Below are 5,323 nucleotides of genomic sequence, written 5' to 3' on the forward strand. Positions count from 1 at the left end.
AGTCTCAGGGCGCTTTGGCGGGGGCGATCGTCGTCGTTACTCACTGGACGACGTACTATTCGGTTTCATTTCCGCCAGACGACCTGCCCCTGGGACTCCTAGCCGCCAAGCGGCGTACCGTTCGGGTTCATTTCCGCCCGACGACGTTCCCCTGGCATTTCTGCGCCGATGGACGGCGTACTATTCGGGTTGGTTTTCGCCAGGCGGCGTACCAATCGGAGAAGGGCGTACCTAACGAGGGGGTTACGAACCCGTTTAGTACGCCGCCTAGGTTGCGCTGACCCGTTTAGTACGCCGACTAGGTTGCGCTGACCCGTTTAGTACGCCGACTAGTGCACGGCTACGGCGTTGGGGGCTTTGACTGGGGTTATGGATGGGTTGTGGTTGCTAGGCGGCGTACCGTTCGGGTTGTTCGGCTGCTGGCGGGGGGGTTATGGATGGGTTTGTGGTTGCCAGGCGGGGAATCTCGCTGAGGGGTGAAAGACTGACTGCGCAGGTCTGCGATTGTTAGCGTGAGCACTACAGACATAAAGGAGATAAGTAATGGGATTTACTAAGAAGCTTGTTGGCACGGGCATCGCCACGGCCGTCACCGCAACCATCGGCACGCTTGCCACGGACCCGGATACGGCGTGGTACAAGACGCGCAGGAAGCCTGATTGGCAGCCGCCCAACGAGGTCTTCCCCGTGGCGTGGACGGCACTGTACGCCACGATTGCTGGAGCAACGGCAAAGGTGTTCGCTGATCTGGACAAGCAAGAAGATCGCGCGCTGACCAACGCGCGACGCGACGAAATCCAGAAGGAGCGCAGCGCGTTCAAGCGTAGCCTCGGCCTGAATCTTGCGTTGAACGCCGGATGGTCCATCCTGTTCTGGCAGGGTCGCAACGCCACAGTGACAGCCGTCGAGTCAACTGCACTTGCCGTGTCCTCGGCATGCCTGGCTCGCCGCGCAGGAAAGGTCTCGACTGGTGCAGGCCTCGCCCTTGTCCCCTACGCCGCATGGACGACGTTCGCCGCGGCGTTAACGGGCAAGATCGCCCAGCTCAACGAGTAATTTCGCAACGTTTCATGGCAGGCTCGGCATCTCGCCGGGGCTGCCATTTTTATGCCATGACCTCGCCAGCCTTCGCGATCGCTCCGATCGCAATGCCCGCCCACATCAGCGCCCACAGCATCGACATGAACGTGCCGATAATAAACAGCTCGCCCACGCGAGCACTGTTGTCATTCTTCAGTTCGGGATAGCGCCCGAGGCCCTTGACCGCGAGAACCATCGCGATCCCCGCAGGCTGACCGGTCACAACGCAGACATAGGTGGCAAGCCGCTCCAAGATCCCGATCCATCGCCCTCCGGGTAGCGCTTTCTGCGCGGATAGCAGCGACGGGCGCGCGGACTGACCTCCCGGGTCAATGCGCTGCAAGAACGCGCGGATGAGCCTGTTTCCGGACATCGCTCCAAGCCCAGCGAGGCCATAGGCCAAGATCTGCACGATCAGCATCGCACCCTCCTTTAGAAAAACCTTTCACAACTCACTAGATTCAGGTATTATCTAAATATGGTGGATATGAAGATAAACCCTGAACTGGTGGCCGTCGTCGGAGATCTCGTCGCCTCGCGCGGATCCGCCCGCAAAGCCACCCACAGCGCGCTCATGGACGCGCTCGAGACCCTGCCCACCGGCGTCGTGCCCCTCGCCCCCACGGTGGGAGACGAAATTCAGGGCGTCTTCGCCACGTTGGCCGAATCGATCAAAGCGACTCATCTCCTTCGCCTTCATATGCTCTCACACGGCTCCGACATTCGATTCGGCATCGGGACCGGCTACATCGAAGAGATCGGCGACGGCATTCAGGACGGCTCGGCGTGGTGGAACGCCCGGATGGCCCTCGAGCAGGTCGAGGAGCTCGCCGGCACCTCCGGCTGGTCCGGCATTCGCACGGGAATCAACGACGACGATCCCCGGCTCGCGCCCTCACTGCACCTTATCGACGCGGCGCTGTCCAAGCTCAAGCCCGGCGCCGCGGGCACCCTACTCGGTCTTGTCACCGACGAGTCGAATCAGGAGACGGCGGCCGCGCTCGGGATTAGTCCGTCCGCGAACTCGCAGCGCATCCAGTCCAATGACCTGCGGCCGCTGGCCGCGGCCATGACGGCCCACTGGCCCGAGGCCTAGTCGTTCGAACGCCACCAGGTGTCGTTGACTTCCACCGGGGTCGTGCGCTTGTGGCGCCCGCGCACCCACTTCAGTTCAATGTTGGCGGCGGCGCGGTCAGAAATCTGCTTGCCTTCGAGGTAGTCATCGATCTCGTCGTAGGTCACGCCGAGTTCGTCCTCGTCGGTGCGAAGTGGCTGGCCGTCAAGCAGATCGGCGGTCGGCACCTTTTGCCATAGCGGATCGGGCGCGCCGAGATGCTGCAGGATCGACTTGATCTGGCGCTTGTTCAGACCAGAGAGCGGGAGCAGGTCGGCCGCGCCGTCGCCGAACTTGGTGAAGTATCCGGTGACGTTCTCGGCGCCGTGGTCGGAGCCCAGCACGAGCAAATTGTTGTCGCCAGCGATCGCGTACTGCGCAATCATGCGCATGCGAGCCTTGACGTTGCCCTTGTTATAGTCGGTGATCTCCGTGCCCATGCCCTGCGCATAGGAGTCGGCCAGCCCGTCGGTCGCATCCTTAATGTTGATCGTGACTTCACGTTCGCCTGCCACCCAGTCCATCGCGGCGGCGGCGTCGGCCTCGTCAACCTGAACGCCATGGGGCAGGCGCACGGCAACGAACGTGGCCTCGTGCCCGTCGGCCTTGAGCTTGTCGACAGCGAGCTGCGCGAGTCGGCCTGCAAGCGTGGAGTCCACTCCCCCGGAAATGCCGAGCACGAATCCCCTCGTGTGGGTTGCCAGCATGTAGTCGCAGAGGAACTGGACGCGCCTCTCAACCTCCTGAGCCGGGTCAATCTCCGGCTTCACGCCCGTCGATTCGATGATTTCTTGCTGAAACTCGTGAACATACATGGTCACAGTCTACGGGCCGGGCGCCGCGGTTAGGGATGAGGCCGCCACGCGTCGCCGTCGTAGAACGAAAACCAGTTCGTCATGAGCGAGGAGCGCTCGAAACCAAGCTTCTCGTTGACCGCCCACATCGCCTCATTTTCTTCCGCGTTCTCCGTTTCGACCACCTCAATGTTCGGCAGGTGATCAATCGCGTGCACGTACGTGACGGCCTTGACGTACGTCGCCAGCCCGGCTCCGCGATGATCCGGCGACACCCACGTCCATTCCTGGTAGGCGCGCCGGCCACCCACCTTGTACTCCAGACCAGTTCCAGCGACGACGACGCCACTCGCCTTCTCGTGAATGAGGACGCTGATGCCATCGGTCAGGCGGTCAAGGGCGCGATCGAATTCCGATCGCAGTTGCTCGGGCGTGCGCTGGATGCGATCCGCGTTCTCGCCTTGGGGATAGTCCTGCTCGAACGCGTTGCGAGCCTCGGCCAAAGCGCTGAGGGCCTCGTCGTCGAGGGTGTATGAATGGACGCGGACCTCGACGTCGCCGCCCAGGCGCTCACGTCCGAGTCGTTCCAGCTCGCGCAGCTTGCGTACCTTCTCGGCATTGGTGAGATCCAGCGACGACGAATTCTCCACCAGTTCGAGCCGGTAATCCAGCGCTGTCAGGAAAGCAGCGCCGGTATCTCCCGAGGCCACGGAACCTGCCCCCTGTTTCGGCGTGATGGGCTCGCCGGCCGCATCCGGATCCCCCGGCGCCCACGCCTCAAGGATTCTTCGCGAATCGGCGAGTGCGCGGGAGCGTATGAACTCCATGGCGGCGGTCCCGATGCCGCGGCGGCGCCAGTCGGCGTCCACGAAGATCGCGGGGAACGCCACGCCCTCAGCCGACTCAACATAGTAGGAATAGCGGAGGAACCCAACGATAGCCGTGGGATCGACGTCGTCGAACGGCTCGTCGCTCACTGTGATCGGGCCGCTCACGCGTCCTTCTCCGCGCGCGAGCAACACGTAGGTCTCCTCGGGTCGTTCTGGATCGCCGCCCTGCACCTGATTCGCCAGAAAGCGCTCGACGGAGTGGCTGAGGTAGTCGGTGTGGTTGTACCAGGCCATGTGGTCGGCGGCGTAGAGCTCATAGAGGCGTTGCCAGCCCGCGGTAACCGGAGCGTTGGCGGACGGCACTGGGACTTTGACCGCGCGAATTTCCATGGTGCGAGCGTACCGGTTCTCGTGCGAGCGTGCCCGCACGACGGCGTCCGCTTCGGCGAAGGCAACACTCCACTAAATGGTGCCAGTGTTTTAGTGTGGAGGTATGAGTCCTTCAACTAATTCCGTCAAGCAGGCGGGACGTAGCGCTAAGAACAGCGCCAAGAGTGCCACCAACTCGCGTTGGTTCGAGTATCTTGCACGCGCGGGCTACATCATGTCCGGCCTTGTTCACGCGATGATCGGCTGGATCAGTATCAGGCTCGCAACCGGATCAGATAGCGGTGAAGACGCCGACCAGTCCGGAGCGCTCGCCAGCTTCGCCGACGCGCCAGCGGGCTCCGCCCTGTTGATCATCGGCGGCATCGCGATGATCGCGCTTGCCCTCATGCATCTGACCGAGATCTTTTTCGGGGCCGCTCGCGAGGAGGAGGGCAAAGACAAGATCCTCGCCCTCGGCAAGGCCGCCGGTAAGGCAGTGACGTACGCATTCTTGGCGTTCACCGCCCTGCGCTTTGGCCTCGGTAGCGGCAGCGACGATTCGGGAGGCAGCGAGGACGCCGCCGAGCCGTTCCTTGCCTCGGGGGTCGGCAGGATCCTTGTTGCCCTCGTCGGCATTGGAATCATTGCCGTGGCCGCGTATCACGTCTACAAGGGCCTGAAGAAGAAGTTCCTCGAGGACCTCAATGCCGCTGGGGACGCGAACGTCAGCAAGGCCATCGAGGTCACGGGCATGGTTGGTTACGCCGCCAAGGGGGTCGCGCTCGTTGGCGTTGGCGTGATGGTCATGTGGGCAGCGGCGAGCATGGACAAGGAGAAGGCTAGCGGCATGGACGCCGCCTTCGGCGAGATCCTCACCCTGCCTGCCGGCGGGATTATGCTCATTGCCATCGGAGTTGGCTTCATGGTCTACGGCATGTACTCGGTGTTGCGCGCGAAATATCAACAGTTCTAGTTCACGCGACACGAGGGCGGGTCTGGAATGGTTTCCAGGCCCGCCCTCGTGTTGTCGCGCTACATGCTTGTGGCGCTACTTGGTTGTTGTGCTACATGGTTGTTGTGCAGCACTGTGGGTGTTCTAGCTAGTTGATCAGCTCCATGGGTCCCCAGCCGTGTCC

General features: G+C 62.5%; 6 protein-coding genes. 3 read left to right on the forward strand and 3 right to left on the reverse strand.

Annotated features, from left to right (window positions below; all coding sequences use genetic code 11):
• The first annotated feature begins 543 nt into the window (after positions 1-543).
• Positions 544-1,056, forward strand: a complete 513-nt coding sequence (locus tag ACHFFR_RS08955; protein WP_394263922.1) for a TspO/MBR family protein — start codon at positions 544-546, stop codon at positions 1,054-1,056.
• Positions 1,057-1,105: 49 nt separating this feature from the next.
• Here ACHFFR_RS08955 and ACHFFR_RS08960 read toward each other — a convergent pair whose 3' ends face one another.
• On the reverse strand, positions 1,106-1,501 hold the full coding sequence (locus ACHFFR_RS08960) for a hypothetical protein (protein ID WP_394263923.1): 396 nt from the start codon (positions 1,499-1,501) through the stop codon (positions 1,106-1,108).
• 66 nt (positions 1,502-1,567) lie between these two features.
• Between ACHFFR_RS08960 and ACHFFR_RS08965 the strand changes: the two genes are divergently transcribed.
• Positions 1,568-2,176, forward strand: coding sequence for a SatD family protein (locus tag ACHFFR_RS08965; RefSeq protein ID WP_394263924.1), 609 nt, complete (start codon positions 1,568-1,570; stop codon positions 2,174-2,176).
• Here ACHFFR_RS08965 and nadE read toward each other — a convergent pair.
• Together nadE and ACHFFR_RS08975 are read right to left on the reverse strand one after the other, a co-directional pair.
• Positions 2,173-3,009, reverse strand: coding sequence for an ammonia-dependent NAD(+) synthetase (gene nadE, locus ACHFFR_RS08970; RefSeq protein ID WP_394263925.1), 837 nt, complete (start codon positions 3,007-3,009; stop codon positions 2,173-2,175). The two genes, ACHFFR_RS08965 and nadE, sit on opposite strands and share 4 nt — an antisense overlap.
• Before the next feature lie 29 nt (positions 3,010-3,038).
• Complete coding sequence (locus ACHFFR_RS08975) at positions 3,039-4,208, reverse strand: GNAT family N-acetyltransferase (RefSeq protein WP_394263926.1); 1,170 nt, start codon at positions 4,206-4,208, stop codon at positions 3,039-3,041.
• 103 nt (positions 4,209-4,311) lie between these two features.
• On the opposite strand from ACHFFR_RS08975, the gene ACHFFR_RS08980 reads away from it, so the two are divergent.
• A complete protein-coding gene (locus ACHFFR_RS08980; RefSeq protein WP_394263927.1) occupies positions 4,312-5,160 on the forward strand; it encodes a DUF1206 domain-containing protein in 849 nt (282 codons plus the stop codon).
• Positions 5,161-5,323: the final 163 nt, after the last annotated feature.

This window comes from Trueperella sp., assembly GCF_043424875.1.
Classification (GTDB): Bacteria; Actinomycetota; Actinomycetes; order Actinomycetales; family Actinomycetaceae; genus Trueperella.

What these genes read in the sequence shown, in the direction of transcription:
- nadE (WP_394263925.1), bottom strand. Translation starts at nt 3,009, where the DNA reads ATGTATGTTCACGAGTTTCAGCAAGAAATCATCGAATCGACGGGCGTG.
- ACHFFR_RS08965 (WP_394263924.1), top strand. Translation starts at nt 1,568, where the DNA reads ATGAAGATAAACCCTGAACTGGTGGCCGTCGTCGGAGATCTCGTCGCC.
- ACHFFR_RS08955 (WP_394263922.1), top strand. Translation starts at nt 544, where the DNA reads ATGGGATTTACTAAGAAGCTTGTTGGCACGGGCATCGCCACGGCCGTC.
- ACHFFR_RS08975 (WP_394263926.1), bottom strand. Translation starts at nt 4,208, where the DNA reads ATGGAAATTCGCGCGGTCAAAGTCCCAGTGCCGTCCGCCAACGCTCCG.
- ACHFFR_RS08980 (WP_394263927.1), top strand. Translation starts at nt 4,312, where the DNA reads ATGAGTCCTTCAACTAATTCCGTCAAGCAGGCGGGACGTAGCGCTAAG.
- ACHFFR_RS08960 (WP_394263923.1), bottom strand. Translation starts at nt 1,501, where the DNA reads ATGCTGATCGTGCAGATCTTGGCCTATGGCCTCGCTGGGCTTGGAGCG.